Source organism: Ottowia flava, assembly GCF_008017535.1.
Taxonomy (GTDB): Bacteria; Pseudomonadota; Gammaproteobacteria; order Burkholderiales; family Burkholderiaceae_C; genus Ottowia; species Ottowia flava.
Genome location: NZ_VRUA01000010.1, coordinates 110623 through 136444 on the forward strand (window position 1 = coordinate 110623; position 25822 = coordinate 136444).

Consider the following 25822-nt stretch of genomic DNA (forward strand, 5'->3'; position numbering starts at 1 on the left):
GCGCCTTATTCCGTAACGGAATATAATCATGGGTTTTTCGCCCAAGCTGCAGCCTGGCCGTGCGACGCCCCTTGCACGCCGCCAACGCCACCCGCGCTGCACGCCCTCCGGCGGCCTCGCCCAGCGGCCCGTTCGGCGCCCGCTGCCCACAAATGTCGACCCTGGAGAATGGCATGCAGCCACTGCAAACCACCCCTCGTTCCGCATTGGCCCTGGCCTCTGCCCCTGACACCACCCGCCTGCGCCCCGTGGCACGCAAGGCGCCCGGCCTGCACCTGATCGGCGACCTGCACGGTTGCCGCTGCGACGCGCGCCTGATGCACGACGCGGCCTACCTCGAAGCCTTCTGCAAACGCGCCGTGGCCGACGCGGGCCTGACCACCGTCGGCGCGCTGTTCCACAGTTTCGGCGAAGGCGCGGGCGTGACGGGCTGCATCGTGCTGGCCGAATCGCACCTGTCGATCCACACCTGGCCAGAAGACGGCTACGTCACGCTCGACGTGTACGTGTGCAGCTACAGCACCGACAACAGCGCCAGCGCGCAGCAGCTGTTCGACACCGTGGCCACCGCCTTCGGCCCGACCGAGCCGCACCTGCACCGCGTCGAACGCGCATGAGCGCCCCCGCTGAGGGGCCCGGCGCGGGCTTCGTTGCCGAGGCGCTGTCGCCCGACTTCGGCTTTTACCTGCGGACGGCGCGCGTGCTGGCCGAGCGGCGCACGCCGCTGCAGCACATCGAGGTGCTGGACACGCCGCTGTTCGGCCGCGCGATGCGCATCGACGGCTGCTTCATGACCAGCGAGCGCGACGAATTTTTCTACCACGAGCCCATGGTGCAGCTGCCCGCGGTCAGCCACGGCAATGTGCGCAGCGCTTTGGTGATCGGCGGCGGCGACGGCGGCAGCGCGCGCGAGTTGCTGCGCCACCGCCAGATGGCGCGCGTGCTGATGGTCGAGCTGGATGGCGACGTGCCCGCCATGGCGCGTGAATGGCTGCCCAGGGTGAGCGCGGGCGCGTTCGACGACCCGCGGCTGGAACTGCGCATCGGCGACGGCCATGCCTACATGTTCCAGGCCGACGGTGAACGGTTCGACCAGATCGTGCTCGACCTGACCGATCCGTTCGGCCCCGCCGTCCAGCTGTACACGGCCGAGTTCTACGCCGCCTGCCGCGAACGCCTGAACCCCGGCGGCGTGCTGTCGCTGCACATCCAGTCGCCCATCCACCGCAGCGAGACGCTGGCGCGCATCGTCGCGTCGGTGCGCACGGCCTTCGCCCACGTCGCGCCGTATTTCCAGTACGTGCCGCTGTACGGCACGCTGTGGGCGATGGCGCTGGCGTCCGACCGCGTCGAGCCAACGCTGCTCTCGCCCGTCGAGATCGACCGCCGCATCGCCGCCCTGGGCCTGCGCGAGCTGAAGCTCTACAACGGCGCCATGCACCAGGCGCTGCTGGCGCAACCGAATTTCGTGCGCGAACTGCTGGCGCGGCCGGCCGAACCGATCCGCGCGGCCAGCGCGCTGCAGGACCCGACGCTCGACCCCGAAGCCTGCGCTGCCCCGCGCGTGCTGGCCGCCTGACGCCCCCTGCGCGGCCCGAGCCTCGCGGCGCAGCGGGCCGCCGCCGACGGTTCGCCGTCCCATACCCTCCAAGGAACATTCCCATGAAAACCCTCGTCCTCTCCCTCGCCGCGGCCTGCACCGCCTAGGCCTGCACCAGCGCGCCCACCGCGCCCGAGGCACCGGCCGAGCCGGCCGTGCGCGAAGTCGCCTACCAGTGCAGCCGCGGCGAGACCGTCCAGGTGCGCTACCACACGGCTGAAGAACGCGCCGAGCTGGTGCGCGAAGGCCAGGCGATCTCGCTCAAGCAGCAGCCCAGCGGTTCCGGCTTCATCTACAGCAACGGCCCCAACACGATCCGCGGCAAGGGCAACGCGCTCACGGTCGAAATCGGTCGCATGGTGCCGCTGCAGTGCCAGGCGCGCTGAGGATGCATCTGCTGACCGTCAGCGATTTGATATCTGATCGATAGCTGCCTGCGCAGATCCTTCTAGCGCTACAGCCCGATTCGGCTTGAACCGACCGGCCGTGGCTGCGCGCGCGGCAAGCCTGGGATCGCGCGCTCGCGCCGCTCAGGCACACGCCCCGGCTTGCGCCAGCAACCAGCCGCCCACGGCCGCGGGCAGCCAGTGCACATGGCCTGGCGGCGGCCCCTGGCAAAAGCCAACGTGGCCGCCCTGTGCGGGTTGCCACAGTGTGACGTGGCGGCCCACCTCGCCGGGGCGCGGCAGCGAATCGGCCGGCACGAACGGGTCGTTGCGCGCGTTCAGCGCCAGCGCAGGCACGCGCACGTTCGCCAGCTGCGGCTTGGCCGAGCCGCGCGCCCAGTAATCCTCCACCCCGGCAAAGCCGTGCAGCGGCGCGGTGAACAGGTCGTCAAACGCGTACAGGTCGCGCGCCGCGGCCAGCCGGGCGGCGTCGAACAAGCCCGGGTGCTGGGCCAGCTTGGCCTGCGCCTTGGCCTTCATGGTGCGCAGGAACAGGCGGGTGTAGACCTGCCGGTTGAAGCCGCGGCCAATGGCGTGGCCACCGGCGGCCATGTCCAGCGGCGCGCACACCGCCGCCACCGCCTGCACGCAGCGCGCGGCGTCGCCGCCCACTTCGCCCGCCCAGCGCAGCAACGCGTTGCCGCCCAGCGAAACGCCGGCCGCGACCAACGGCCCGCCGCCCGCCGCCTGCTGGTGGGCGTGAAAGCGCAGCAGCAGCCAGCCGACCTCGGCCCAGTCGCCGCAGTGGTAGGCGCGCGGCGCCCGGTTGATGGCGCCCGAACAGCCGCGGAAATGTGGCACCGCGAAGGCCACGCCGCGCGAACGCGCCCAGTCGGCGAAGGCTTGGGCGTAGTGGCTGCGCGACGAGCCTTCCAGGCCGTGGAACAGCACCAGCAGCGGGCGAGGCGCAGGCACGGGGGTGCCTGACTGCGCCGCGCCTTCGTCCAGCCAGTCGACGTCCACGAAGTCGCCATCGGGCGTGTCCCAGCGCTCGCGTCGGTAGGCGATGGGCGCCGCCGCGCGGCGCGCGAGGAGCGCCGGCCAGATGGTCTGCAGGTGGCCGCCGGGCAGCCAGCCGGGCGCGCGGTAGCTGAAGCCGTCCGGCCGGTTGATTGCTACCAATTCAGGAGCTTTCCGCGCAAGCTGCTGTAGGGCCAGACGCCGAAATCATTCAAAAATCTCGGCGCGCCACAAGCTCAGTGCAGCAGCTGCCCGGGCACGGTCACTTCGGCCTTTTCGCTGCGGCCGGGGCTCGCGTGGTGCGCCACCATGCGCCAGCCCTGCGCGGTCTTCAGGTACACGTTGGTGGCGACGACCCAGGCGCGCTGCGGGCCTTCGTCGGTGTGCAGGTCGATGCGTTCCAGCACGTTGTGCACGGCCGCGCCCAGCGTTTCGATGCGGCGCACGCGCTCGGGCGTGACGGCCAGGCGCCCACCGGTCAGCAGCGATTCGAATGCGGCGCGGATCGCCGCCGCGCCCACCAGCCGCGGGCCGCCGGGGTGGACGCAGACGATGTCGTCCTCATCCGCCCAGCAGGCCATGAGCTGGTCCAGGTTGCCCTGCTGCAGGGCCTCGTAGAACGCGGCCTCCACCTCGTCGGCGGTGCCGCCCAGCGCCGCGGCGCGGTAGCGTGACTTGGGCATGGCGCGAAGCTCGTGTCAGGAAGTCGGGGGCGTGCCCGGCATTGTGCCGCGCTCCGGTGGCACCCGCTCGGTCATGCCCCAGGCAGTACGCAAAACCTGCTGCGCATCGCCCCGCGCCGCGGTGCGCAACAGCTCAGGGGCCAGCACATGCACGCCGCGCGGCGCCAGGCGCAGCGCGGCATCGGCCACTTCGGCCAGTTGCTCGGCGCGCAGCGGGCGCTGATCGTCGGGCACCATGTATTTGAAGATGCCCAGCATCCACGCCGCCAGCCGCTGCGGCGGCGTCAGGCCCTCGGCACGGCGCGGCGTCTCGGCGGTGCGCAGCCACAGCAGGCTGGCAAAGTCCATCTGCGCCACCTCGGCTTCGTCCAGGTTGGCCAGCCCATGCTTGAGCGCGTCGGGCAGCCGGCCCGCGGCGTGCGGCATCAGCACCGCCAGCTCGCGCACGCCCGAGGCGTGGAGCCAGCGCGCCAGCGCGGGCAGTTGCTGCGGCGTGGGCGTCCAGAGCGCGCGCTCGCGCTGGTGGTAGGGGCGGGGCGGCTCGAACATGACCACCGCCACGTCGGCCAGCGCTGGGAGCACCGGCCAGCCGGCTGGTCCGTCGCCCCAGGCCGCCACGTCGAGCGTGCGCATGCCCTTGAGCGCCACCTGCAGCGGCTCGCGTGTGAGCACGGTGACTGGCTGCCAGACACCCGAACCGATCAAGCGATGGGTCACTGCGCCGCCCAGCACGCCGCCCGCACCGGCGATCAGCAGGCGCTGGCGCGGCGCAGTGGTTGGGGGGCGGCGACCGTGCGCCTCTAGCACTTGACCTACAGACGGTGACACCCACCTATGTTACTTTCCGCGGCACCCGCCAATCGGGGCAACGACAAGAGGAATCACATGAAACACTGGCTCGTCAAAATGGGCGCCCTGCTGGCAGTGGCGCTGTCGCTCACCGGCTGCGGCTACAACGACTTCCAGCGCCTGGACGAAGCGACCAAGTCGGCCTGGAGCGAGGTGGTGAACCAGTACCAGCGCCGCTCCGATCTGATCGACAACCTGGTCAATACCGTCAAGGGTGAAGCCAAGTTCGAGCAGGACACGCTGAACCAGGTGATTCAGGCGCGCGCCAAGGCGACCTCGATCCAGGTCACGCCCGAGACGCTGAACAACCCGCAGGCGTTCCAGCAGTTCCAGGCCGCGCAGGGCGAGCTGTCCAGCGCCTTGAGCCGCCTGATGGTGACGGTGGAGCGTTACCCCGACCTGAAGGCCAACAAGGCCTTTGCCGATCTGCGCGTGGCGCTGGAAGGCACCGAAAACCGCATTGCCGTCGCGCGCAACCGCTACATCCAGGCCGTGCAGGAATACAACGTGCTGGCCCGCAGCTTCCCGACCAACCTGACCGGCATGGTGTTTGGCTACAAGGCCAAGCCCAACTTCACGGTGGCCAACGAGGCGGAAATTTCCAACGCGCCGAAGGTCGATTTCGGCACCAGCCCGGCGCCTGCGGCCTCACGCTGAGTCGGCCGCGAACCCCTGCGCCATTTTTGAAGGAATCATGCGTCCATCCCTAGTGAAAAAAGCGCTGGCAGCTATCTTTTTGGTAGTCTTTGCCGTGCTGGGCGCCTGGGCGCAACAGGTGCTGCCGGTGCCGGCGCTGACCGCGCGGGTGATCGACACCACCGGCACGCTCCAGCCCGCCGAGATCGCGGCGCTGGACGCCAAGCTGGGTGCACTGGAAGCGGACAAGGGCTCGCAGGTGGTGGTGCTGATGGTGCCCACCACGGCGCCCGAAGACATCGCTGCGTTCGCCCAGCGTGTGGGCGACACCTGGAAGATCGGCCGCAAGAATGTCGGCGACGGTCTGCTGTTGCTGGTGGCCAAGGACGACCGGCGCGTGCGCATCGAAGTCGCCAAGACACTTGAAGGCGCCATTCCGGATATCGCGGCCAAGGACATCATTGATCGGGCGATCACGCCGTTCTTCCGTCAAAACCAGTACGCTGCCGGGCTGGACGCCGGGGTGGAGCAGATCGCCGCGCGCATTCGCGGCGAAGCGCTCCCGCCGTTGGCTGCGCCGCAGGGGCGCGCAGGCAAAGCTGGTGTCGACAGGTTTGACTTGGCTGAGGGAGCCCTGCTGGTTTTCATCTCCCTGCCTATCGTCAACGGTGTTGCTCGGAAAATCTTCGGACGAAAACTGGGCGCACTGATCACGAGCGCCGGCATGGGCGGACTCATGTACGTGTTTACGGCCAGCGTGGTGGTGTCGGTCATTGCCGGTATGGTGGCCCTGTGGTACGCGTTCCTGGTTTCATTGGGCTCAGGTTTGCCACGGGCTCGTTCTGGTCGCGGGGGGTTCTTTCCCGTGCCTGGCGGCGGCTGGGGCGGCGGTTTCGGCGGTGGCGGGTTCGACGGTGGCGGTGGCTTCAGTTCAGGCGGTGGCGGCGATTTTGGTGGCGGTGGCGCCAGCGGGAGTTGGTAAACCATGGCGTCCAAGCTGATGCGCGTACTGCGCCACCGCTGGTTCGATGAGTCTGACGCGCGACGCGCGGTTCCTCCCGCGCTGTCCGAACAGCTGCGCCGACGCGTGCACGCCAGCGAACAGCGCCATACGGGAGAGGTACGCATCTGCATCGAAGGCGGCCTGCCAACCAGCTACCTGTGGCGTCACCTGCGCGACGGCGAATCGATTGCCAATATCGTGCGCCAGCGCGCGCTGATGCAGTTTTCCAAGCTCCGCGTATGGGACACCGAAGACAACAATGGCGTGCTGATCTATGTTCTGCTGGCTGAGCACGCCATCGAACTGGTTGCCGACCGCGGTGTGCACCGCCGGGTGCCTCCGGGGGAGTGGCAGGCCATCGTCGGTCGGCTGGCCGATGCGCTCAAAACCGGCAATTTCGAGGATGGCCTGACGCGCGCCCTGGAAGAGGTCAGCGCCGTGCTGGTGGCCCATTTCCCGCAAGCCGACCCGCGGCCTGACAGCGGTGCGGAAGCACCACCGAACCAGTTGCCCGACGAGCCGGTGCTGCGGTGAACCAACCGCGGGCTTCAGTCGCGAGCCTGCCGACAATCCGCTTTATACGGCGCACCCTCTTCAGTGAGCGGCATTCTTTTCCAGCGCGCTGATCTGGTCGAGCAGGCGCTTGTTGACACCATGAGCGGCGTCCAATTCCTGCTGCAGGGCTTTGCTGACCTGGGCAAAAGTCATCAGCTTGCGGTTGGTTTCGCGCAGATGGTCGGCGATGCGCTTGGACATGGCCATCAGCAGCCGCGCCGCGACCGACGGCTGATCTTCAAGCAGGCGCGTCATGGCGTCGCGCGTCAGCACCGCCAGCGCCAAGTCGGTAGCAGCAATGCAGGTGGCGGAGCGCGGAGAGCCGTCGATGATGCCCATATCGCCGATCAGGCTCCCCGGCCCCAGGACAGACACGACCATGCTTTCGTGCGCAGCGGAAACCGAGTTCTCGATCGTGACTTCGCCATCGAGCACCAGGGCCATGAAGTCGTTCCTGAGCGTTTCGCCCTCGCGGATGACGACCGAGCCCGCCTCGACCCGAGAGGGACGCATGTAGCCAACGATGATGCGCGCGTCGTTGGCGCTCAACTCGACGAGCGCGCCCTCTGTGACAAGCAAGGCGGCCGCCTTGGTCTGCACGTGCGCGGTGGCGCGAGACTTGCCTAGAAACATGGGTGTGATTCTAGAGACAGCATACCTCCACGCCCTAGGCAATATTTGTCATAAGACAAAGCCCGCGCGAGGCGGGCCTTGAATGCGTGACGCTTTGGGCAGCCGCTTGCTGCCGAACAAGCCAGAGATCAGCGCTTCTGCCGGTACTTGCGTAAGGCGGCGATCTGCGCCGCCAGGATGGCCAGCTCGGAGGTGGCGCGCGCCATGTCGATCTCGCTCTTGGCGTTTTTCAGCGCTTCTTCGGCTTCGCGGCGGGCCGCATTGGCCTTTTCTTCGTCGAGGTCCTTGCCGCGAATGGCAGTGTCCGATAACACGGTCACCACGTTCGGTTGGACTTCGAGGATGCCACCGGCCACGAAGACGAACTCTTCGCCGCCGTCGGTCTTGGTGATGCGCACCGAGCCCGGCTTGATGCGGCTGATCAGCGGGGTGTGGCGCGGGTAGATGCCCAGTTCGCCCGCTTCACCGGGCAGGGCGACGAACGTGGCCTCGCCGGAGAAGATCGACTCCTCGGCGCTGACCACGTCGACATGAAGGGTGTGGGCCATGCGTGCTCCTGTTTAGACGTTGTCGCGGTGAGCGAATCTGGCTGAGTTGCCGGGAATCGCGCCCAACGCGAGCGACGGGCTGGTGATCAGACCTTCTTGGCCTTTTCGATTGCCTCGTCGATGGTGCCGACCATGTAGAACGCCTGCTCAGGCATGTGGTCGCACTCACCGTTCACGATCATCTTGAAGCCGTGGATGGTGTCTTTGAGCGAAACGTACTTGCCGGGCGAACCGGTGAACACCTCGGCCACGTGGAAGGGCTGGCTCAGGAAGCGCTGGATCTTGCGCGCGCGGGCCACGGCCAGCTTGTCTTCCGGCGACAGCTCGTCCATGCCCAGAATCGCAATGATGTCGCGCAGTTCCTTGTATCGCTGCAGCGTGCCCTGCACCTGACGCGCCGTGCTGTAGTGATCCTCACCGACGACCAGCGGATCGAGCTGGCGGCTGGTGGAATCCAGCGGGTCCACGGCAGGGTAGATACCCAGCGCAGCGATGTCACGCGACAGCACGACGGTGGAGTCCAAGTGGGCGAAGGTCGTGGCGGGCGATGGGTCGGTCAAGTCGTCGGCAGGCACATACACGGCCTGGATGGACGTGATCGAACCGACTTTCGTCGAGGTGATGCGCTCTTGCAGACGGCCCATTTCTTCGGCCAGCGTCGGCTGGTAGCCCACGGCGGAAGGCATACGGCCCAGCAGAGCGGACACTTCGGTACCGGCCAGCGTGTAGCGGTAGATGTTGTCCACGAAGAACAGCACGTCACGGCCTTCGTCACGGAAGGACTCGGCGATGGTCAGGCCCGTGAGCGCCACGCGCAGACGGTTGCCCGGCGGCTCGTTCATCTGGCCGTACACCATGGCCACTTTGGAGTTGGCCAGGTTGTCCAGATCAACGACCTTGGAATCGGCCATCTCATGGTAGAAGTCATTGCCTTCGCGGGTGCGCTCGCCCACGCCAGCGAACACGGACAGACCCGAGTGCGCCTTGGCGATGTTGTTGATGAGCTCCATCATGTTCACGGTCTTGCCGACGCCGGCGCCGCCGAACAGGCCCACCTTGCCGCCCTTGGCAAACGGGCAGATCAGGTCGATCACCTTGATGCCGGTTTCCAGCAGCTCTTGCGAAGGCGACAGCTCGTCGTACGACGGGGCCTTGCGGTGAATGGAGGCGGTGCGCTCATGGCTGACCGGACCGCGCTCGTCGATCGGGTTGCCCAGCACGTCCATGATGCGGCCCAGCGTGGCGGGACCCACCGGCACCGTGATCGGCTGGCCGCTGTTGAACACCACGGTGCCACGGCGCAGGCCGTCGGACGAGCCCAGCGCAATCGTGCGCACCAAGCCGTCGCCCAGCTGCTGCTGCACTTCCAGCGTCAGGGGCGAGCCGTCCATCTTCAGCGCGTCGTACACCTTGGGCATTTGGTCGCGAGGAAACTCGACGTCGACCACGGCGCCAATGCACTGAACAATTTTTCCTTGGGGTTGAGCCATTTTTTGCTCCAGTAATTTGAATCTTGCTTCGTGTCTGTCGTGCTCAGGCCGAGATGGCCGCAGCTCCGGACACGATCTCGGAAAGTTCCTTGGTGATGGCAGCCTGACGCGTCTTGTTGTAGACCAGCTTCAGTTCACCAATCACGTTGCCCGCGTTGTCGGTCGCGGCCTTCATGGCCACCATGCGCGCGGCATGTTCCGACGCCATGTTCTCGGCCACGGCCTGGTAGGCCAGTGCTTCAACGTAGCGAACCAGCAGGTCGTCGATCACGCTTTGCGCGTCGGGCTCATAGATGTAGTCCCAGGCGTGCTGGGTGCCGCTGGCGCGGGTTTCTTCCTGCATCTTGGCGGCCGACAGGGGCAGCAACTGCTCGATCACCGCTTCCTGCTTCATCGTATTGATGAAGCGGGTGTAGGCGATGTAGACCGCATTGAGTTCGCCCCGCTCGTACTGGTCAAGCAGCGCCTTGACCGGGCCGATCAGCCTTTCCAGGTGCGGCGTGTCCCCGAGTTGGGTCACTTGCGAAATCACTTTGGCGCCGATGCGGGTCAGGAAGCCAAGGCCCTTGTTGCCCACGGCGACCGTTTCCGTCGAAACCCCGGCGTCCTGCAGTTCACGCAGGCGCCCGGTGACCACGCGCAGGACGTTGGTGTTCATGCCACCGCACAAACCCTTGTCCGTCGTAACCACGATGATCCCGGCCTTCTTGGCATCGTTCGCTTTCATGAACGGATGCACGTACTCGGGATTGGCTTCACCCAGGTGAGCCGCGATGTTGCGCACCTTGTCTGCGTAGGGACGGGCCGCACGCATGCGGTCCTGTGCCTTGCGCATCTTGGACACGGAAATCATTTCCATGGCCTTGGTGATCTTCTTCGTGCTCTCGAAGTTTTTGATCTTGCCGCGGATTTCCTTGCCTGTTGCCATGCGTGACTCCTTATGTCTTCAGACCCGAATCAGGCGAAAGACTTTTTGAAGGCGGTGATGGCGGCGGTGAGTTCAGCCTCGGCGTCCTTGTCTTTCTCGATCGCCTTGCCTGTGTCCATCTTGGCCAGCAGCGCAGCGTGCTTGTCCTTGAGGTAGCTGTGCATGCCAGCTTCAAACGGCAGCACTTGCTTGACTTCCAGGTCGTCCATGAAGCCCTTGTTCACTGCGAACAGCGAAGCGCCCATCAGGCTGATCGGCAGCGGGCTGTACTGCGCCTGCTTGAGCAACTCGGTCACGCGGGCACCGCGGTCCAGCTGCTTCTTGGTCGCTGCGTCCAGGTCGGACGCGAACTGCGCGAAAGCCGCCAATTCACGGTACTGGGCCAGGTCGGTACGGATACCGCCGGACAGCTTCTTGATCAGGTCGGTCTGCGCAGCACCACCGACGCGCGACACGGAAATACCGGCGTTGATGGCGGGGCGGATACCGGCGTTGAACAGGCTGGTTTCCAGGAAGATCTGACCGTCGGTGATCGAGATCACGTTGGTCGGCACGAAAGCGGACACGTCGCCAGCTTGCGTTTCGATGATGGGCAGCGCGGTCAGCGAACCGGTCTTGCCTTTGACTTCACCCTTGGTGAAAGCTTCGACGTAGTCGGCGTTCACGCGCGCAGCGCGCTCAAGCAGACGGCTGTGCAGATAGAACACGTCGCCGGGGTAGGCTTCGCGGCCCGGCGGACGGCGCAGCAGCAGGGACACTTGGCGGTACGCCACGGCCTGCTTGGACAGGTCGTCATACACGATCAGGGCGTCTTCACCGCGGTCGCGGAAGTATTCGCCCATCGTGCAGCCGGAGTAGGCCGACACGTACTGCATGGCCGCCGATTCGGAGGCCGAGGCGGCCACGACGATGGTGTATTCCATCGCACCGGCCTGCTCCAGGGCACGCACCACGTTCTTGATCGACGACGCCTTCTGACCGATGGCGACGTAGACGCAGACCATGTTCTGGCCTTTTTGGTTGATGATCGAGTCGATCGCCACCGCCGTCTTGCCGGTCTGGCGGTCGCCGATGATCAGTTCGCGCTGGCCACGGCCGATCGGCACCATCGAGTCGATCGACTTCAGGCCGGTCTGCACCGGCTGGTCCACCGATTGGCGTGCGATCACGCCCGGCGCGACCTTTTCGATCACGTCCGTCATCTTGGCGTTGATCGGGCCCTTGCCGTCGATCGGCTGACCCAGAGCGTTGACCACGCGGCCAATCAGCTCGGGGCCCACCGGCACTTCCAGAATGCGGCCCGTGCACTTGACGGTATCGCCTTCGGAGATGTGCTCGTATTCACCCAAGATCACGGCGCCAACGGAGTCGCGCTCGAGGTTCAGGGCCAGGCCGTACGACGGCTGGCCGTCCGAGCCGGCTGGGAATTCCAGCATTTCGCCTTGCATGGCGTCGGAGAGGCCGTGCACGCGCACGATGCCATCGGTCACCGACACCACGGTGCCCTGGTTGCGCACGTCGGCGCTGACGCCCAGGCCCTCGATGCGGCTCTTGATCAGTTCTGAAATTTCTGCGGGATTGAGTTGCATGACTCTTTCCTAGTACGAATAGGTGTTATCGAGGTGCCTGCGCCGACCCAAGGTCAGGCGATCAGGGCCGACTTCATTTGTTCGAGGCGGGCTTTGACCGAGGTGTCCAGCACCTCGTCGCCAACGGCCACGCGCACGCCACCGATCAGTTCGGGGGTGACCTGGACCTTGGCTTCAAGCTTGCGGCCAAAGCGCTTTTCGAGCGTCGCGATCAGTTCCGAGAGTTCGGCCTGCCCGATCGGGAAGGCGCTCTGGATCACGGCGTCCGAGTTGCCGGCGACCTCGTTGGCGAGGACGCGGAACTGGCGCGCAATTTCGGGCACGGCGGCCAAGCGGTCGTTGTCGATCAGGGTGCGCAGGAAGTTCACGCCCTGTTCGGGCAAGCTGTCCTTGAGCGCACTCGTGACGACGTGGAAAACCTGCGAGGCGTTGACCCGCGGATTCGCAGCAAACTGCAGCAAATCCTGGCTGCTCGCCGCACTTGCCAGATTGTCCAGCCAGCCTTGCGTGGCCGGCAGGTTGGCGCGCGTGACCTCGAACAACGCCTCGGCGTAGGGTCTTGCAATGGTGGCGAGTTCTGCCATGGTCGTTTCCTTTGACGAAAGCCCTGAGAATCAGAGCTCGGTCTTCAGACGAGACAGCAGGTCCGCGTGCACCGTCGGGTTGACTTCCTTGCGCAGGATCTGCTCGGCACCTTTGACTGCCAGTGCAGCCACCTGCTCGCGCAGGGCTTCACGGGCCTGGATCACTTGCTGCTCGGCTTCGGCCTTGGCAGCGGCGATGATCTTGTTGCCTTCTTCGGTCGCCCGGGACTTGGCTTCTTCGATGATCTGCTGTGCACGACGATCGGCATCCGCCAGGCGGGTAGCCGTTTCGTTGCGCGACGTGGCCAACTCTTGCTCGACGCGCTTGTTCGCGGCGGCGAGTTCGGTCTTGGCCTTGTCAGCAGCAGCCAGTCCATCGGCGATTTTCTGCGCCCGCTCGTCCAGAGCCTTCGTGATCGGCGGCCACACGAATTTCATCGTGAACCACACCAGGATCGCGAAGACAACGGCCTGCAGGAACAGGGTCGCGTTGATATTCACGTTTCGACTCCTTTCAGTCCAGAAAGGCCCCGTCGATTAAGCGAGCGTGAAGGGGTTGGCGAAGGCGAACAGCAGAGCGATAGCCACACCGATCAGGAAGGCGGCGTCGATCAGACCGGCCAACACGAACATCTTGGTTTGCAGCTCGTTCATCAGCTCAGGCTGGCGAGCCGAGGACTCGAGAAACTTGCCACCCATCAGGGCGATACCGATAGAGGCACCGATGGCGCCGAGACCGACGATCAGACCACAAGCCAGGGCGACGAGACCGAGAACGTTTTCCATGATTGCTCCTAGAGAAAGATAAAAAGAAAAGTTGAAGGAAAAGGAAGTGGTTGACGGAAGTTAGTGCGCGTCGTGCGCCTGACCCACGTAGATGAGCGTCAGCATCATGAAGATGAACGCTTGCAGCGTAATGATCAGGATGTGGAAGATCGCCCACACAGACCCCGCAATCACGTGCCCGACACCCAGCCAGAACCCGCCTGTGAGGGGGTTGAACTGCCAGGCCCATACGCCACCCATCAGGGCGATCAGCATGAAAACCAGTTCGCCGGCAAACATGTTGCCGAACAGTCGCATGCCGTGCGAGACGGTCTTGGCGACGAATTCAATCATCTGCATCAGGAAGTTGACGGGCCACAGCACCGGGTGCGCGCCGAAGGGGGCCGTCACCAACTCGTGCGACCAGCCGCCCAAGCCCTTAATCTTGAGGTTGTAGAAGATGCAGATGAGCAGCACGCTGACCGACAGGCCGAGCGTGGTGGACAAATCGGCCGTTGGCACGGCGCGCTGGTAGGCATGGTGGTCGCCAACGGCCATCTGGTAGCCGATGGGCAACAGGTCAACCGGCAGCAGGTCCATGGCGTTCATCAGAAAGATCCAGACGAACACCGTGAGGGCCAGCGGCGAGACCAGCTTGCGACTCTTTTCGTTGTGAATCACGCCCTTGGCCTGGTTTTCGACCATTTCAGACAGGATTTCCACCGCCGCCTGAAAGCGCCCTGGCACACCGGAAGTGGCCTTGCGCGCGGCGCGCCACAGAAAGAAGCAGCCAATAGCGCCCAGCAGAATGGACCAGAACATCGAGTCAGCGTTGAACAGGCTGAAGTCGATGATCTTGTTCTGCGTCACATTGTGAAAGCCGAAGTCTTTCTGCAGATGATGCAGGTGGTGCTGGATGTATTGACCAGCGGTCTGAGCCTGTTCAGTGGTTTCAGCAGCCATACGTCACCAATCTCTCGAATCTCACTCAGTTCGTGCCGGCCGGCGGGACGCCGACTTCAGCCACAAGACCACCCAGGCGGCCTTGATCGTCACCACAAAACCAGCCAGCAGCGCCAGCCAGTGCACTTGTGTCAAGACCTTCGGCGCCACCAGAAGCAGCGCCACCGTCAAGACAATCTTGATTCCCTCGCCCACCATCAGCGCCAGCAAGGCGCTGGCGGCGTTGGCCTGCAGTCGCATCCGGCGCGCCACCATGCGGGCAAACAAGACCGCTGGCAACCAGGCCGCCAAGGCACCGTAAGCCGCCGACAGCGTTGCGGCATGTTTGCCACCCGACACCATCCACGCTGCCAGCACCACCGCCAGACCCGCCACCGCCTGCCAACCGACCACAGGCCAGGGCGACAGAGGGGGATGCGCTGCACGCCACTCGCGCGCCTGCTCGGCGCTCCAGGGCTTGAAATCGGCTTCGGGGGCGTTATCTGCCTCTTCAGCTGACCCGCCTCGTCCCGATGCGGGCTCGATTGTGGCCATGTCGAATTACGCGCAGTTGACGTTTTGCAACGACTGCAAAGCCTCTCATTATAGGGTTAGCACGCAGTATTTTTTAACGTTGTCCTACAAAAGCGTGGCTTGACGGCGTCAAACGCGTGAATCCGGTGGTGGGCGACAATGGCCGGTCCTCCACTTTGCGCCCAAGGCCCTCACTGTCGGCCACCGCGCTTGATCGTTTCACACCATGGCTTCGCACCCCGCTGACCAACTGCCCGAACTGCCCTGCTACCTGAACGGCGAGATCACGCCGATGCGCGACGCGCGCATCAGCCCGTTTGACCGCGGCTTCATCTTCGGCGATGGCGTGTACGAAGGCATTTCGTTCTACGGGCATCCCGGCCACGCGCTGCAGCCCTACCGGTTCGACCAGCACATGGCTCGGCTTGAGCGCAGCCTCGGCGAGACCCGCATCACCAACCCGAACACACGCGACCAATGGCGCCAGATCGCTATTGATCTGGTAGCTGCCTACGCAGATTCAGCGGGCGCCGTGGCCAAAAAAGACTCCGCAGACTGGCCGCAGGACTGGTTCTATTACTTTCAGGTGACACGCGGCGTGGCGCTGCGCGATCATCCAATGCTGGAAGGCCTGACGCCCACGGTCTTCGCCACCTGCCTGCCCATGAAAGCGCCCACGGCCGAGCAGCGCACGCGCGGCGTGGCCTGCGTGACGGCGGACGACTTCCGCTGGCAGAAGGCGCACATCAAATCCATCAGCCTGCTGGGCGCGGTGTTTTCGCGCCAGATCAGCTACGAGCAGGGCGCGCTGGAGACCGTGATGTTCCGCGACGGCCTGCTGAGCGAGGCCGCGGCCAGCAACGTGTGGGTGGTCAAGAACGGCACCGTCATGGGGCCGCCCAAGAACAACCTGGTGCTGGAAGGCATCCGCTACGGCGCGATCGAGGAGCTGTGCCGCGAGGCCGGCATTCCGTTCGAGCTGCGCGCGCTGCCGCGCGACGAGGTGCTCGCCGCCGACGAGCTGATGCTGTCGTCGGCCACCAAGGAAGTGCTGCCCATCACCACGCTCGACGGCCGCCCGGTCGGCTCGGGCCAACCCGGGCCGGTGTACGCCAAGCTGTACGCCGGCTACCAACGCGCCAAGGACGCGCTTTTCAACGCATGAGCCAAGCCCCTACTCCCCCCTCTTCGCCGACGCCGGAACAGCTGGCGGCTGCCCGCGCCGCGGTCGAAGCCGGCATGCAGGTCGAGCCCCTGGACCCGGCGCGCCGCGAATCGCTGATCGACTACCCCAGCGCCTTCCCGATCAAGGTGGTGGGCGTCAACGAAGACGGCTTCGTGCACGCCATCACGCACATCGCCAAGCAGTTCGACCCGACGTTCGACGCGTCCACCATCGAGCTGCGCGAAAGCGGCGGCGGTAAGTACCTGGGCGTGACCATCACCGTGATGGCCACCAGCCGCGAACAGCTGGACGATTTGTACCGCGCGCTCAGCACGCACCCAATGGCCAAGTGGGTGCTGTAAGGCGCGGCGTTGGACACCGCGCGGAGCGGGCCCTGGCCGGCCGCGCTGACGCGCCACGCGGCGTGTTCAGACCAGAGATTCAAGCTTTTCGTGCCGCCAGCCCTACAAACACCTGCGCGGCCAGCTATTTAAATCAGAGCAAACAGTGCGGCTGCGCGGACGGCCTTGTTCGCACCGAGCACGCCAACGCTCACCGGTAGCGGTCCACCCATTGCAGCCGCAAGGGCTGCTGCCCCACCAGCCAATCTTCCGGCAGCGTGAACCAGACGCTGCCGCCGATGCGGCGCTGGGGCAGGTCTTCCAGCTTCAGTTTCAACCAGTCGGCCGAGCTGTCGAAGGTGTTGGCGCGCGTCTCCAGCGTCAGCGCTTCCAGCGCGGTGAACGGCCGCCCCGGCGCATAGCGGAACTCCAGCCGCAGCTCGCGCGGCCACACGCCGGATGTGGGGGTGAACTGCGCCTCGCCGATGCCGCTGGACGAGGTCACGATCAGCGTCGCGCTGCCGCCCGGGCGGTCGAGGATGATGCCGTCGCCCGGTTTGCGCGTGAGCGGGCGGCCCCACTGCAGCGCGTAGCCGCCGGCACCGCCGCGGTCCACCTCGGGTTCGTTGTCGTCGCCCGGCGCGGCGCAGCCCGACAGCCCGGCCACGGCCAGCCAGGCCAGCGCGGCACCGCTCGCCAATAGGGTTGCGCGGCGTAGCGGCTGCGCACCAACGCTGGGGGACATCGTCTTCGCCTTCATCCTTTTCGCCTCGCCCACACCGTCAGCCCAATGCCCAGCGCGATCAGGCCCACCCCGACCCACACGCTGGCCGGGTAGCGCTCGCCCAGCAGGCCCGCGCCCACCAGCACACCCACGCCGGCCGCCACGGTGCCGATCTGGCTCAGCAGCACCGGCCCACCCACCGCCTGCAGGCGAAAGAACAGCGGGAACATCAGCACCGCGGCCAGCACCTGCACCACCGACGCCACCGGCACGCGCGCCAGCGTACCCCACGCGGGCAGCAGCCCGAAGACCGCGCAGGCCAGCAGCAGCAGGATCGCCGCCGCGCCGTGGCTGCCCACGGCCAGCCAGGTGGTGTCGGCCTGCGGCGGCCAGTCGAGCGAGCGGTACACGTTGCCGATCGCCAGCAGCACCGGAATCAGCACGCCCAGCGCCACCCATGGCCAGTCGGCCGGTCGCCCGGCCTCGCCGCGCGCCAGCGCCACCAGCAGCGCACCGGCAAAGCCGATGGCGATGCCCGCGTATTCCAGCCGCGCCGGGGCGCGCAGGCCCGCCAGGCGCGACAGCAGCGCGGTGAACAGCGGCGACAGCGTGAACATCATCGCCGTCATGCCGCTGCCCAGGCGCGGAATGCAGGCGAGCACCAGCACGTTGGGCAGCGCGTACGACACCCCCGCCGTCACCACGAAATAGCGCAGGTGCTGCCGGTCCCACACCAGCGGCTGGCGCTGGCCGCGCCGCAGCCACAACGCCGCGCCCAGCACAGTGCAAGCCCCCAGCGAAATCAGCGCCGCCCACACCAGCCCGGGCACGCCCGCCTGCGTGGCGAGCTTGCCCAGCGGAAAGTTGAGCCCCAGCAGCACACCGACGGCGAGCAGCAGCCAAGAGGGAGAACGAAGCGAAAAATGCATGACCAGCCCGAAGCCCGTCGCACCTTGCACCGGCGGCGGGCCGGCCAGCTTAACAAGATTTCAAACGTTTCCCCTACAGCCACATGCGCAAACAGCTATCAATGCAGGAGCATGAAGACACATCACCAGGTGCGCCGGTTCCGCCCACTGGGCCCGTAACCGGCTCACGCTCGCTGCGCGGTGTCACTCCTCCAGGTCGCCCACGCGCTCGGACGGGAACTTGAACGAGTCGCGCAGCAAAAAGGACATGGGCATCTGCATGTTGACGCCGGTGGGTGGCACTGGCGCCTCGAACCACTTGGCGTACAGCCGCTGCATCTCGCCGGTTCGGATCAGGCGGCGGATCTCGTCACCCACCAGCGCCTTGAAGGCTGGCTCGTTCTTCGCAAGCATGATCGCGTAGGGTTCGATCGTGAGCGGCTTGCCCACCACCTCGTAGTCGTCCGGCTTGGCGGCCAAAGCGCGCTGGCCGAACAGCAGCACGTCATCCATCACGAAGGCATCGGCCTTGCCCTGCACGACGGCGTTGAAGGCGGCCGCGTGGTCGTCGGCCTCGAGCACCTTGGCGTTCAGCGACAGCTCCTTGTCGCGACGACGGAACTCGGTCAGGGACGTCGTGCCCTTGGTAGAAATCACCCGCTTGCCCGCCAGATCTTCGATGCGCGCGATGCCCGCGCCTTTCCTGACCAGGAAGCGCGCCGACGAGATGAAGTGCGGAATCGTGTAGTCCACCTGTTCACGGCGGCTGGCGGTATTGGTGGTCGAGCCGCACTCCAGCGAGGCCTTGCGCGCCGCGATATCGGGCACGCGCGAGGCCGAGCTCACCAGCAGGTACTCGACCGGCAGCTCAGGCTGCTTCAGTTGCGCGCGCACCGCATTGACCAGATGCATGCAGATGTCCATGGCGTAGCCCACGGGCCGGTTGTTGTCGTCCAGGTAAGAAAAAGGAAACGAACTTTCGCGGTGCGCCACCACGATCTTGCCCGCCGCCCGGATGCGGTCCAACTCCTGTGCCTGAGCGGCGCCGGCCGCCAGGGCCATCGCAAATGTCAACGCACAGCCAAAACCCTTGCGGCGCCACATCGCGCCAGTTCGTGCCAACATGCTTACTTGTCCTTTTCCGTGTCCGTGATTTCCGCTGTCACACGAAGCAGGATTCGTACCATCGGGCCCGCCGTGCGTTTCGCACCAACTTGTTGCTTGATACTAAATATGTCGGCATTGGCTGCCCATCCGGTAGACCCCCCATTGACCGCGCGCTGGCTCGGCCGCGTTGACTACGCCACCACCTTCCAGAATATGAAGGATTTCGTGGCCCAGCGCACACCCGATCAGCGCGAGCAGCTATGGATTTGCGAGCATGACCCGGTCTTCACCCTGGGTCTGGCCGGCCGGCCCGAGCACGTGCTGGCGCCGGGCGACATCCCCGTCGTGCCCACCGACCGCGGCGGGCAGGTCACCTACCACGGGCCCGGCCAGGTCGTCGCCTACCCGCTGATCGACCTGCAGGCGCGACGCTACTTCGTCAAGGAATACGTGCACCGGCTGGAAGAGGCGGTGATCCGCACCCTGGCCGACCTGGGCGTGACGGGCCACCGCGTGGCGGGCGCGCCGGGCATTTACGTGCGGCTGGACGACCCGTTCAGCCATGCCGTTTTGCTGCAAAAACCGCAGCAGCGCGCGCCCGGCAGTCCTGCGCCGCAGCCCGATTTCACGGGTCTCGGCAAGATCGCGGCGCTGGGCATCAAGGTCAGCCAGCACCGCACCTACCACGGCGTGGCGCTGAACGTGGCGATGGACCTGCAACCCTTCTCGCGCATCAACCCTTGCGGTTACGCAGGGCTGAAAACGGTCGACCTTTCTACAATCGGCGTTTCCGTCCCGTGGGACGACGCCGCCCGCCAGCTGGCCGCGCACCTGACGCGGCTACTGGCCGTCTGAGGAAGCACACACACCATGCCCACACCGCTTGTCGGTCCCGACGCCCCCACCGTGCGCGACGCGCAGCCGCAGGGCAGCTACGACGCCAGTGCCAAGCAAAAAGCCGGCGCCAAGCTCTCGCGCATCCCGGTCAAGGTGCAGAACACCGGCCCGGCGCTGAAAAAGCCCGAATGGATCCGCGTCAAGGCGGGCAGCGCCAACACGCGCTTCTACGAGATCAAGGACATCCTGCGCAAGAACCACCTGGTCACCGTGTGCGAAGAGGCCAGTTGCCCCAACATCGGTGAATGCTTTGGCCACGGCACGGCCACCTTCATGATCATGGGCGACAAGTGCACGCGCCGCTGCCCGTTCTGCGACGTCGGCCACGGCCGCCCGGACCCGCTGGATGCGAACGAGCCCGCCAACCTGGCGAACACCATCGCGCAGCTGAAGCTGAAGTACGTGGTCATCACCAGCGTGGACCGGGACGATTTGCGCGACGGCGGCGCGCAGCACTTCGTCGACTGCATCCGCGAGACGCGCGCGCGCTCGCCGCAGACACAGATCGAGATCCTCACGCCCGACTTCCGCGGCCGCGACGACCGCGCACTGAATATCCTCACCGCCGCGCCGCCCGATGTGATGAACCACAACCTCGAAACCGTGCCGCGCCTGTACAAGCAGGCGCGCCCGGGCTCGGACTACGCGTTCTCGCTCAACCTGCTCAAGAAGTTCAAGGCGCTGCACCCGGAGGTATCGACCAAGAGCGGCCTGATGGTCGGTCTGGGCGAAACGGACGAGGAAATCCTCGAAGTGATGCGCGATCTGCGCGCGCACCACGTGGACATGCTCACCATCGGCCAGTACCTGGCGCCCAGCAACGCCCACTTGCCGGTGGCCCGCTACGTGCACCCCGACACCTTCAAGATGTTCGAGGCCGAGGCCTACGCCATGGGTTTCACGCACGCGGCCGTGGGCGCCATGGTGCGCAGCAGCTACCACGCGGACAAGCAGGCGCAGGCTGCGGGCGTCTGACGCGCTCCTGCCCGGCAAAAAGCCCGCGTCGCAGCGGGCTTTTTCTTGGCTGGTGCGGGCTTTCAGGTCGCCGGCTTGTCCGACGGCGCCTTGATGTTGTCCTGCAGTTCCTTGCTCATCGGCAGGCCGATGCTCTGGTTGCGCGGCGGGATCGGGCTCATGAACCACTTGTTGTAGAGCTTTTCAAACTCGCCCGACTTCATCATGCCGGTGATCACGCCGTCGACCAGCGCCTTGAACTTGGCGTCGCCCTTGCGCACCATGCAGGCGTAAGGTTCGACCTGCAGCGAATCGCCCACCACCTCCAGCGCGGCCGGGTCCTTGGCGTTGGCCTTCAGGCCAAACAGCAGGATGTCGTCCATGGCGAAGGCGGCGGCGCGGTCGGCCTCCACCAGCAGCGCGGCGTCGGCGTGGTCCTTGGTCGACACGATGTTCAGGCCCAGCCCCTTTTCCTCGTTGTAGCGGCGCACCACCTGCATGTTGGTGGTGCCGGTGGTGATCGCCACCGTCTTGCCTTTCAGGTCGGCGTAGTTCTTGATGCCCGAGGACTTTTTCACCAGCAGGCGCGTGCCGGTGTAGAAGTGGTTGATGGCGAAGTCCACGTCTTTGCCGCGCGCAGAGTTGTTGGTGGTCGAGCCGCATTCCAGGTCGATCGTGCCGTTTTGCAGCAGCGGAATGCGGTTGGCGGAGGTGACGGCCTGCCACGCCACGCTGAGGTCGGGCTTGCCGGTCTGCTTGCGCACTTCGGCGGCCACGGCATTGCTGATGTCCACGGCAAAGCCGATCGGCTTGTCAGGCCCGTTCAGGTAGCTGAAGGGCACCGACGACTCGCGGTAGGCGAAAGTCATCTTGCCACTGCCGCTGATCTTGGCCAGCGTGTCGCCAGTCTGCGCCTGAACAGGCAGCGCGCCCAGCATGGCCAAGGCCGCGGCCCCCAAAGCGCATCGGTACAAAGGTTTCATCGGTGTGACTCCAATCGTCAGGGCATGAAGATGGCCGCAGCTTACGGCCTGGCCGGCAGTCGGGTGACCGCGGTTTCCCTCGGTGGCAGCGGCTCTGCTGCCGCCCATCCGGGGCGCAACATCAGTCAGATACTGGCATGAATCGCAGTCGCCCCGCCAAAACACGCTATCTTCGGCAGCCTTCTTCCATCCGCCCCGCCACCTCATGCAAAGCGCCCCTTCCCCCGGCACCACCGCGAACCTGCTGGCGCTGGGCGCCGTTGGCCTGTGGGCCTCGCTCGCCGCCCTGGGCACGTCGCTCGCGCACGTGCCGCCTTTTCTGTTGACTGGGCTGGCGCTGCTGATCGGCAGCGCGCTGGCGCTGCCCATGGTGCGGTTCGATCTGCGGCGACTCGCCGTGCCCTGGCCGACGCTGGCGCTCGGCGTGTACGGGCTGTTCGGCTACCACTTCCTGCTGTTCACGGCGTTGCAGCTGGCACCGCCTGTCGAAGCCAACCTGGTCAACTACCTGTGGCCCCTGGGCATCGTGTTTCTGGCACCGCTGCTGCTGCCGGGCGTGCGCCTGACGGGCCTGCACATGCTGGCGGCGGTGCTGGGTTTTTCGGGTGCGGCCATCGCCATCCTCGGGCGCGGCGGTGCGGGCGCTCCCGCCGGGCCGTTTGCGGCGGCGGGCTTCATGTGTGCGGCGGGCGCGGCGGTGATCTGGTCGACCTATTCGCTGCTGACCAAGCGGCTGGCGATGACGGGCCGCGCCTTCCCCACGGCGGCGATCGGCCTGTTCGGCATTGTCTCGGGCGTGCTGGCGCTCGCGTGCCACGCGCTGCTCGAGCCGCGCGTCGCGCTCTCGCTGCGCGACGTCGCCCTGATCGCGCTGCTGGGCCTGGGTCCGCTGGGCGGCGCGTTTTTCCTGTGGGACGCGGCACTCAAGCGCGGCGACGCGCGCCAGATCGGCGTGCTGAGCTACCTGACCCCGCTGCTGTCCACGCTGCTGCTGCTCGTGACCACGGGCCGGGCGCTGACCTGGAACGTGGCGCTGGCCACCGGGCTGATCCTGCTGGCCGCCGTGCTTGGCACTCGGGCGCGCTGAACGCTATTGTTTAGATAGCTACTCGCGCAGATGGTTGTAGGGTCGGAGCACGATTTTCTTCAAAGCCCAGATTCACCCGTTGCTTCAGACCTCCAGCAGCGCGCCCGGCTCGTCGCTGGCCAGCACCGCCTGCGCCCATTCGGTGAGCTTGCCGACGTCGGCGCGCAGCACCTCCTGCTTGACCTGCAGAATCTGCGAGGGGTGCATCGAAAAGCTGCGCAGGCCCAGGCCGAGCAGCAGGCGCGTCATGCCGGGATCGCCCGCCATTTCGCCGCACACGGCCACGGGCTTGGCCTGGCGCGCGCCTTCGGCGATGGTGTCGGCCACCAGGTGCAGCACGGCGGGGTGCAACTGGTCGTACAGATCGGCGACGGATTCGTCGGCGCGGTCGATCGCCAAGGTGTACTGGATCAGGTCGTTGGTGCCGATCGACAGGTAGTCGAAGTAGCGCAGGAACAGGCGCACCGAGAGCGCGGCAGCGGGCACCTCGATCATGGCGCCGAGCTGCACCGGGCCGTGCACGGCGCCGCGCTGGTCGAGCTGCTCGCGCGCCTTGTCCACCAGCTCCAGCGTCTGGCGGATCTCGCTGACGTGCGCGAGCATGGGGATGAGGATCATCACCTTGCCGTGCGCCGCCGCGCGCAGGATGGCGCGCAGCTGGGTGAGGAACATCGCCGGCTCGGCCAGGCACCAGCGGATGGCGCGCCGGCCCAGCGCGGGGTTGAGGTGCGCGGCGTCGTGGCGCGAGTCGTCCAGCGGCTTGTCGGCGCCGACGTCCACGGTGCGGATCGTCACCGGCAGCCCGTGCATGCCTTCCACGGCGGCGCGGTAGGCAGCGTACTGCTCCTCTTCGTCGGGCAGCTTGCCGTGGCGGCCCATGAACAGGAATTCGCTGCGGAACAGCCCCACGCCCACGGCGCCCGCGGCCAGTGCGGCCACGGTGTCGGCGGGCTCCTCGATGTTGGCCAGCAGCTCGATCTTCACGCCGTCGAGCGTCACGGCAGGGGTGTTCTTGAGGCGCGCCAGGCGCCCGCGCTCCAGCTCGCCCTGGCGCTGCTTGAAACCGTACTCGGCCAGGATGATGGGCGAGGGGTCGACGATCATCACGCCCGCATCGCCGTCGATGATGACCCAGTCGTCCTGGCGCACCAGCTGGCTGGCCGAGCGCGCGCCGACCACCGCCGGAATGTCCATGCTGCGCGCCACGATGGCGGTGTGGCTGGTCTTGCCGCCCACGTCGGTGACAAAGCCGGCGTACACGCTCTGCTTGAACTGCAGCATGTCGGCCGGCGACAGGTCGTGCGCCACCAGCACCAGCGGCACGTCCAGCGTGTCCTCCAGCGCCAGATCGTGCTGGCGCGGCACGCGCGGCGCCGCCGCCGCGGCCACCACCGGCAGCGCAGCGCCCTTGAGGTGGCGCAGCACGCGCTCGACCACCTGCTCGACGTCGGCCTTGCGCTCGCGCAGGTAGTCGTCTTCCATCTGGTCGAACTGGCGGCCCAGCACCTCGAGCTGGCTGGTCAGCGCCCATTCGGCGTTGTACAGGCGTTCGGTCACCCAGCGGCGCACGTCGGCGCGGATGGTCGGGTCCTGCAGCAGCAGCAGGTGCACTTCCAGCACGCCGGCCAGTTCGCCCGGTGCGTCCTTGGGCAGGGTGGCCATCAGGCGCTGCAGCTCTTCCGTCACGGCTTCGCGCGCCGCGCTCAGGCGCGCGATCTCGCTGTCCACCTGGTCGGGCCGGATGAAGGTGTGCGCCACGTCCAGCCGGCTGGACGCCACCAGCACCGCGCGGCCGATCGCCACGCCGCGCGCGACGGGCAGCCCGTGAATGGCGAAGGTCATGGCTGCGCCTCCAATGCTTCGGTCGGCAGCACGCGCGTCAGGCTGTGCAGCTCTGCGCCTGGAATGTCCGCCACCCGCGCGCGGACCCAGGTCGGGTCGGCCGCGCTGGCGGGCATGGCCAGACCGATGCGCGCCGTGTCGGCGCTGGAGGGTTCCAGCGGCCCGTGGTCGTGGCCGGCGTCGTCGTCCGGGCGGCCTTCGGAGCAGGCGCGACACAAATTGCGCAACCCGCCCCAGTCTTCGGCCAGCAGATCCGCCGCGCTGAGTTGGCGCAGCAGCGCCTCGGTTTGGTCAGCGTCGATCTGCGTGATGTGCAATTCCCAAGTCTCGTAGTCCGACGCGGTCAGCACGGCCAGCTCGTCGAACACCGGGACTTCGCGCCCGTCCAGGCGCCGGTAACCGTTGGGCGCACCGTCGTGCAGCAGCAGATCGCCGTAACGCCGGCCTGACGCTGCGGTCGGCACCGAACGGATCACGGCGCGCGCCGGGTCGATGCGGTCGGCCCAGATCACCTCAGGTGCCAAGCCGTTCGGGTCGACGCGGATCGGTGTCAGCGCCGGTGCAAAGCCGCTGGGCTCGTCGCTGTCGGCCATGTCGATGCCGAAGCGCCGCCACATGGCCCGCGCCAGGCGCCACTGCCCCAGCGCCGTCGCAGCGATGCCGGCATTCCAGCCCGCGCCATCGTGGTCCGGCTCGCGTTCCAGCGCGGCCAGGTTGGCTTCGAGCGAAGCTTGCCATTCGCCCGCGTACTTGTGCACCAAGCCCAGGTTGAACCAGGGCACCGCCCAATTCGGTTGCACCCGCGCCGCCTGGGCGTAGAGGTCCAGCGCCGCCGCCGTATCGCCGCGCTCTTCGCAGTCGTTACCCGCTGCGTTCAAAGTGGCGGCACGACCGTTGCGGCTGACGCGGATGGGCATGCGTGAATGTCCTTAGCCTGCCAGCGAGCCGCGAGTCGCACCGAATCGCGCGTAGCGCACAGGCACTGCGCACGGAAGTGAGTCGGACGGCGCGTGGGACAGAGGCGCTGCTCCAGCCGCCGCCGGGCCGCCCCCAAGGCAGCCGGGGCCCC

The 25822-nt window shown here is 66.5% G+C and carries 30 protein-coding genes; 11 read left to right on the top strand and 19 right to left on the bottom strand.

Features of this window, described 5'->3' with window-relative positions; translation table 11 throughout:
- Positions 1-173: 173 nt before the first annotated feature.
- From speD to FVQ98_RS11730, 3 genes are all read left to right on the top strand, one after another.
- Positions 174-617, top strand: a complete 444-nt coding sequence (gene speD / locus FVQ98_RS11720) for an adenosylmethionine decarboxylase (protein ID WP_147913622.1) — start codon at positions 174-176, stop codon at positions 615-617.
- Positions 614-1579, top strand: coding sequence for a polyamine aminopropyltransferase (speE, locus tag FVQ98_RS11725; RefSeq protein ID WP_147913623.1), 966 nt, complete (start codon positions 614-616; stop codon positions 1577-1579). The genes speD and speE overlap by 4 nt, the downstream gene beginning before the upstream one ends.
- A 176-nt stretch (positions 1580-1755) precedes the next feature.
- Entirely contained in the window at positions 1756-1986 is a 231-nt protein-coding gene (locus FVQ98_RS11730; protein ID WP_147913624.1) for an MliC family protein, read from the top strand.
- Between the two features lie 144 nt (positions 1987-2130).
- Here FVQ98_RS11730 and FVQ98_RS11735 read toward each other — a convergent pair whose 3' ends face one another.
- The 3 genes from FVQ98_RS11735 to FVQ98_RS11745 all read right to left on the bottom strand — a co-directional run bounded on the left by FVQ98_RS11735 (position 2131) and on the right by FVQ98_RS11745 (position 4517).
- Positions 2131-3168, bottom strand: a complete 1038-nt coding sequence (locus tag FVQ98_RS11735; RefSeq protein ID WP_255507745.1) for a YheT family hydrolase — start codon at positions 3166-3168, stop codon at positions 2131-2133.
- 74 nt (positions 3169-3242) lie between these two features.
- Positions 3243-3689: a YybH family protein gene (locus tag FVQ98_RS11740; RefSeq protein WP_147913625.1), complete on the bottom strand. Its 447-nt coding sequence runs from the start codon at positions 3687-3689 to the stop codon at positions 3243-3245.
- Positions 3690-3704: 15 nt separating this feature from the next.
- Positions 3705-4517, bottom strand: coding sequence for a hypothetical protein (locus tag FVQ98_RS11745; protein WP_147913626.1), 813 nt, complete (start codon positions 4515-4517; stop codon positions 3705-3707).
- Between the two features lie 57 nt (positions 4518-4574).
- Between FVQ98_RS11745 and FVQ98_RS11750 the strand changes: the two genes are divergently transcribed.
- Genes FVQ98_RS11750 through FVQ98_RS11760 form a run of 3 tightly spaced genes read left to right on the top strand, consistent with a single transcriptional unit; the run spans position 4575 to position 6711 of the window.
- A complete protein-coding gene (locus FVQ98_RS11750) occupies positions 4575-5195 on the top strand; it encodes a LemA family protein (protein ID WP_147913627.1) in 621 nt (206 codons plus the stop codon).
- A 37-nt stretch (positions 5196-5232) separates the two neighbouring features.
- On the top strand, positions 5233-6156 hold the full coding sequence (locus FVQ98_RS11755; protein WP_147913628.1) for a TPM domain-containing protein: 924 nt from the start codon (positions 5233-5235) through the stop codon (positions 6154-6156).
- Between the two features lie 3 nt (positions 6157-6159).
- A complete protein-coding gene (locus tag FVQ98_RS11760) occupies positions 6160-6711 on the top strand; it encodes a TPM domain-containing protein (protein WP_147913629.1) in 552 nt (183 codons plus the stop codon).
- 60 nt (positions 6712-6771) lie between these two features.
- Here FVQ98_RS11760 and FVQ98_RS11765 read toward each other — a convergent pair whose 3' ends face one another.
- The 10 genes from FVQ98_RS11765 to FVQ98_RS11810 form a co-directional block, all read right to left on the bottom strand.
- Positions 6772-7365, bottom strand: coding sequence for a cyclic nucleotide-binding domain-containing protein (locus FVQ98_RS11765; protein WP_147913630.1), 594 nt, complete (start codon positions 7363-7365; stop codon positions 6772-6774).
- 128 nt (positions 7366-7493) lie between these two features.
- A complete protein-coding gene (locus FVQ98_RS11770; protein WP_147913631.1) occupies positions 7494-7913 on the bottom strand; it encodes a F0F1 ATP synthase subunit epsilon in 420 nt (139 codons plus the stop codon).
- Positions 7914-7999: 86 nt separating this feature from the next.
- Positions 8000-9403: a F0F1 ATP synthase subunit beta gene (gene atpD / locus FVQ98_RS11775; RefSeq protein ID WP_147913632.1), complete on the bottom strand. Its 1404-nt coding sequence runs from the start codon at positions 9401-9403 to the stop codon at positions 8000-8002.
- Positions 9404-9446: 43 nt separating this feature from the next.
- On the bottom strand, positions 9447-10331 hold the full coding sequence (gene atpG, locus FVQ98_RS11780) for a F0F1 ATP synthase subunit gamma (RefSeq protein ID WP_147913633.1): 885 nt from the start codon (positions 10329-10331) through the stop codon (positions 9447-9449).
- Between the two features lie 29 nt (positions 10332-10360).
- Positions 10361-11920, bottom strand: a complete 1560-nt coding sequence (gene atpA, locus FVQ98_RS11785) for a F0F1 ATP synthase subunit alpha (RefSeq protein ID WP_147913634.1) — start codon at positions 11918-11920, stop codon at positions 10361-10363.
- Between the two features lie 53 nt (positions 11921-11973).
- Positions 11974-12504, bottom strand: a complete 531-nt coding sequence (locus tag FVQ98_RS11790; protein ID WP_147913635.1) for a F0F1 ATP synthase subunit delta — start codon at positions 12502-12504, stop codon at positions 11974-11976.
- Between the two features lie 30 nt (positions 12505-12534).
- Positions 12535-13005, bottom strand: a complete 471-nt coding sequence (locus FVQ98_RS11795; RefSeq protein WP_147913636.1) for a F0F1 ATP synthase subunit B — start codon at positions 13003-13005, stop codon at positions 12535-12537.
- 36 nt (positions 13006-13041) lie between these two features.
- Positions 13042-13290, bottom strand: coding sequence for a F0F1 ATP synthase subunit C (gene atpE, locus FVQ98_RS11800; protein WP_147913637.1), 249 nt, complete (start codon positions 13288-13290; stop codon positions 13042-13044).
- A 60-nt stretch (positions 13291-13350) separates the two neighbouring features.
- On the bottom strand, positions 13351-14232 hold the full coding sequence (gene atpB, locus FVQ98_RS11805; protein WP_147913638.1) for a F0F1 ATP synthase subunit A: 882 nt from the start codon (positions 14230-14232) through the stop codon (positions 13351-13353).
- A gap of 21 nt (positions 14233-14253) precedes the next feature.
- The gene (locus FVQ98_RS11810; protein ID WP_147913639.1) at positions 14254-14766 is read right to left on the bottom strand and encodes an ATP synthase subunit I; all 513 of its coding nucleotides are present in this window, start codon (positions 14764-14766) and stop codon (positions 14254-14256) included.
- Between the two features lie 205 nt (positions 14767-14971).
- On the opposite strand from FVQ98_RS11810, the gene FVQ98_RS11815 reads away from it, so the two are divergent.
- Together FVQ98_RS11815 and FVQ98_RS11820 are read left to right on the top strand one after the other, a co-directional pair.
- Positions 14972-15910 carry a D-amino acid aminotransferase gene (locus FVQ98_RS11815; protein WP_147913640.1) on the top strand — a complete coding sequence of 313 codons (939 nt, stop codon included), beginning with the start codon at positions 14972-14974 and terminating at the stop codon, positions 15908-15910.
- Positions 15907-16272, top strand: coding sequence for a YbeD family protein (locus FVQ98_RS11820; RefSeq protein WP_147913641.1), 366 nt, complete (start codon positions 15907-15909; stop codon positions 16270-16272). The genes FVQ98_RS11815 and FVQ98_RS11820 overlap by 4 nt, the downstream gene beginning before the upstream one ends.
- 190 nt (positions 16273-16462) lie before the next feature.
- On the opposite strand, the gene FVQ98_RS11825 is transcribed toward FVQ98_RS11820, so the two are convergent.
- The 3 genes from FVQ98_RS11825 to FVQ98_RS11835 form a co-directional block, all read right to left on the bottom strand.
- Positions 16463-16996 carry a hypothetical protein gene (locus FVQ98_RS11825; RefSeq protein ID WP_147913642.1) on the bottom strand — a complete coding sequence of 178 codons (534 nt, stop codon included), beginning with the start codon at positions 16994-16996 and terminating at the stop codon, positions 16463-16465.
- 11 nt (positions 16997-17007) lie between these two features.
- Positions 17008-17904, bottom strand: a complete 897-nt coding sequence (locus FVQ98_RS11830; protein WP_147913643.1) for a DMT family transporter — start codon at positions 17902-17904, stop codon at positions 17008-17010.
- Positions 17905-18087: 183 nt separating this feature from the next.
- A complete protein-coding gene (locus tag FVQ98_RS11835) occupies positions 18088-19008 on the bottom strand; it encodes an amino acid ABC transporter substrate-binding protein (protein WP_255507746.1) in 921 nt (306 codons plus the stop codon).
- A 108-nt stretch (positions 19009-19116) separates the two neighbouring features.
- Between FVQ98_RS11835 and lipB the strand changes: the two genes are divergently transcribed.
- A complete protein-coding gene (lipB, locus tag FVQ98_RS11840) occupies positions 19117-19845 on the top strand; it encodes a lipoyl(octanoyl) transferase LipB (RefSeq protein ID WP_147913644.1) in 729 nt (242 codons plus the stop codon).
- Positions 19846-19860: 15 nt separating this feature from the next.
- A complete protein-coding gene (gene lipA / locus FVQ98_RS11845; RefSeq protein ID WP_147913645.1) occupies positions 19861-20862 on the top strand; it encodes a lipoyl synthase in 1002 nt (333 codons plus the stop codon).
- Positions 20863-20924: 62 nt separating this feature from the next.
- Here the strand turns inward: lipA and FVQ98_RS11850 are convergent, their stop codons facing one another.
- The gene (locus FVQ98_RS11850) at positions 20925-21824 is read right to left on the bottom strand and encodes an amino acid ABC transporter substrate-binding protein (protein ID WP_147913646.1); all 900 of its coding nucleotides are present in this window, start codon (positions 21822-21824) and stop codon (positions 20925-20927) included.
- A 205-nt stretch (positions 21825-22029) separates the two neighbouring features.
- On the opposite strand from FVQ98_RS11850, the gene FVQ98_RS11855 reads away from it, so the two are divergent.
- Entirely contained in the window at positions 22030-22911 is an 882-nt protein-coding gene (locus FVQ98_RS11855) for a DMT family transporter (RefSeq protein ID WP_147913647.1), read from the top strand.
- Between the two features lie 84 nt (positions 22912-22995).
- Here the strand turns inward: FVQ98_RS11855 and ptsP are convergent, their stop codons facing one another.
- Together ptsP and FVQ98_RS11865 are read right to left on the bottom strand one after the other, a co-directional pair.
- Positions 22996-24753, bottom strand: coding sequence for a phosphoenolpyruvate--protein phosphotransferase (ptsP, locus tag FVQ98_RS11860; RefSeq protein WP_147913648.1), 1758 nt, complete (start codon positions 24751-24753; stop codon positions 22996-22998).
- Positions 24750-25670: a tetratricopeptide repeat protein gene (locus tag FVQ98_RS11865; protein ID WP_147913649.1), complete on the bottom strand. Its 921-nt coding sequence runs from the start codon at positions 25668-25670 to the stop codon at positions 24750-24752. Before FVQ98_RS11865 ends, ptsP begins: the two co-directional genes overlap by 4 nt.
- Positions 25671-25822: the final 152 nt, after the last annotated feature.

What these genes read in the sequence shown, in the direction of transcription:
- atpD (WP_147913632.1), bottom strand. Translation starts at nt 9,403, where the DNA reads ATGGCTCAACCCCAAGGAAAAATTGTTCAGTGCATTGGCGCCGTGGTC.
- atpA (WP_147913634.1), bottom strand. Translation starts at nt 11,920, where the DNA reads ATGCAACTCAATCCCGCAGAAATTTCAGAACTGATCAAGAGCCGCATC.
- FVQ98_RS11755 (WP_147913628.1), top strand. Translation starts at nt 5,233, where the DNA reads ATGCGTCCATCCCTAGTGAAAAAAGCGCTGGCAGCTATCTTTTTGGTA.
- FVQ98_RS11820 (WP_147913641.1), top strand. Translation starts at nt 15,907, where the DNA reads ATGAGCCAAGCCCCTACTCCCCCCTCTTCGCCGACGCCGGAACAGCTG.
- ptsP (WP_147913648.1), bottom strand. Translation starts at nt 24,753, where the DNA reads ATGACCTTCGCCATTCACGGGCTGCCCGTCGCGCGCGGCGTGGCGATC.
- FVQ98_RS11740 (WP_147913625.1), bottom strand. Translation starts at nt 3,689, where the DNA reads ATGCCCAAGTCACGCTACCGCGCCGCGGCGCTGGGCGGCACCGCCGAC.
- speD (WP_147913622.1), top strand. Translation starts at nt 174, where the DNA reads ATGCAGCCACTGCAAACCACCCCTCGTTCCGCATTGGCCCTGGCCTCT.
- FVQ98_RS11825 (WP_147913642.1), bottom strand. Translation starts at nt 16,996, where the DNA reads ATGTCCCCCAGCGTTGGTGCGCAGCCGCTACGCCGCGCAACCCTATTG.
- FVQ98_RS11830 (WP_147913643.1), bottom strand. Translation starts at nt 17,904, where the DNA reads ATGCATTTTTCGCTTCGTTCTCCCTCTTGGCTGCTGCTCGCCGTCGGT.
- FVQ98_RS11815 (WP_147913640.1), top strand. Translation starts at nt 14,972, where the DNA reads ATGGCTTCGCACCCCGCTGACCAACTGCCCGAACTGCCCTGCTACCTG.
- FVQ98_RS11765 (WP_147913630.1), bottom strand. Translation starts at nt 7,365, where the DNA reads ATGTTTCTAGGCAAGTCTCGCGCCACCGCGCACGTGCAGACCAAGGCG.
- FVQ98_RS11865 (WP_147913649.1), bottom strand. Translation starts at nt 25,670, where the DNA reads ATGCCCATCCGCGTCAGCCGCAACGGTCGTGCCGCCACTTTGAACGCA.
- FVQ98_RS11760 (WP_147913629.1), top strand. Translation starts at nt 6,160, where the DNA reads ATGGCGTCCAAGCTGATGCGCGTACTGCGCCACCGCTGGTTCGATGAG.
- FVQ98_RS11750 (WP_147913627.1), top strand. Translation starts at nt 4,575, where the DNA reads ATGAAACACTGGCTCGTCAAAATGGGCGCCCTGCTGGCAGTGGCGCTG.
- lipA (WP_147913645.1), top strand. Translation starts at nt 19,861, where the DNA reads ATGCCCACACCGCTTGTCGGTCCCGACGCCCCCACCGTGCGCGACGCG.
- speE (WP_147913623.1), top strand. Translation starts at nt 614, where the DNA reads ATGAGCGCCCCCGCTGAGGGGCCCGGCGCGGGCTTCGTTGCCGAGGCG.
- atpE (WP_147913637.1), bottom strand. Translation starts at nt 13,290, where the DNA reads ATGGAAAACGTTCTCGGTCTCGTCGCCCTGGCTTGTGGTCTGATCGTC.
- atpG (WP_147913633.1), bottom strand. Translation starts at nt 10,331, where the DNA reads ATGGCAACAGGCAAGGAAATCCGCGGCAAGATCAAAAACTTCGAGAGC.
- FVQ98_RS11850 (WP_147913646.1), bottom strand. Translation starts at nt 21,824, where the DNA reads ATGAAACCTTTGTACCGATGCGCTTTGGGGGCCGCGGCCTTGGCCATG.
- FVQ98_RS11810 (WP_147913639.1), bottom strand. Translation starts at nt 14,766, where the DNA reads ATGGCCACAATCGAGCCCGCATCGGGACGAGGCGGGTCAGCTGAAGAG.
- FVQ98_RS11855 (WP_147913647.1), top strand. Translation starts at nt 22,030, where the DNA reads ATGCAAAGCGCCCCTTCCCCCGGCACCACCGCGAACCTGCTGGCGCTG.
- lipB (WP_147913644.1), top strand. Translation starts at nt 19,117, where the DNA reads ATGTCGGCATTGGCTGCCCATCCGGTAGACCCCCCATTGACCGCGCGC.
- FVQ98_RS11835 (WP_255507746.1), bottom strand. Translation starts at nt 19,008, where the DNA reads ATGTTGGCACGAACTGGCGCGATGTGGCGCCGCAAGGGTTTTGGCTGT.
- FVQ98_RS11790 (WP_147913635.1), bottom strand. Translation starts at nt 12,504, where the DNA reads ATGGCAGAACTCGCCACCATTGCAAGACCCTACGCCGAGGCGTTGTTC.
- atpB (WP_147913638.1), bottom strand. Translation starts at nt 14,232, where the DNA reads ATGGCTGCTGAAACCACTGAACAGGCTCAGACCGCTGGTCAATACATC.
- FVQ98_RS11770 (WP_147913631.1), bottom strand. Translation starts at nt 7,913, where the DNA reads ATGGCCCACACCCTTCATGTCGACGTGGTCAGCGCCGAGGAGTCGATC.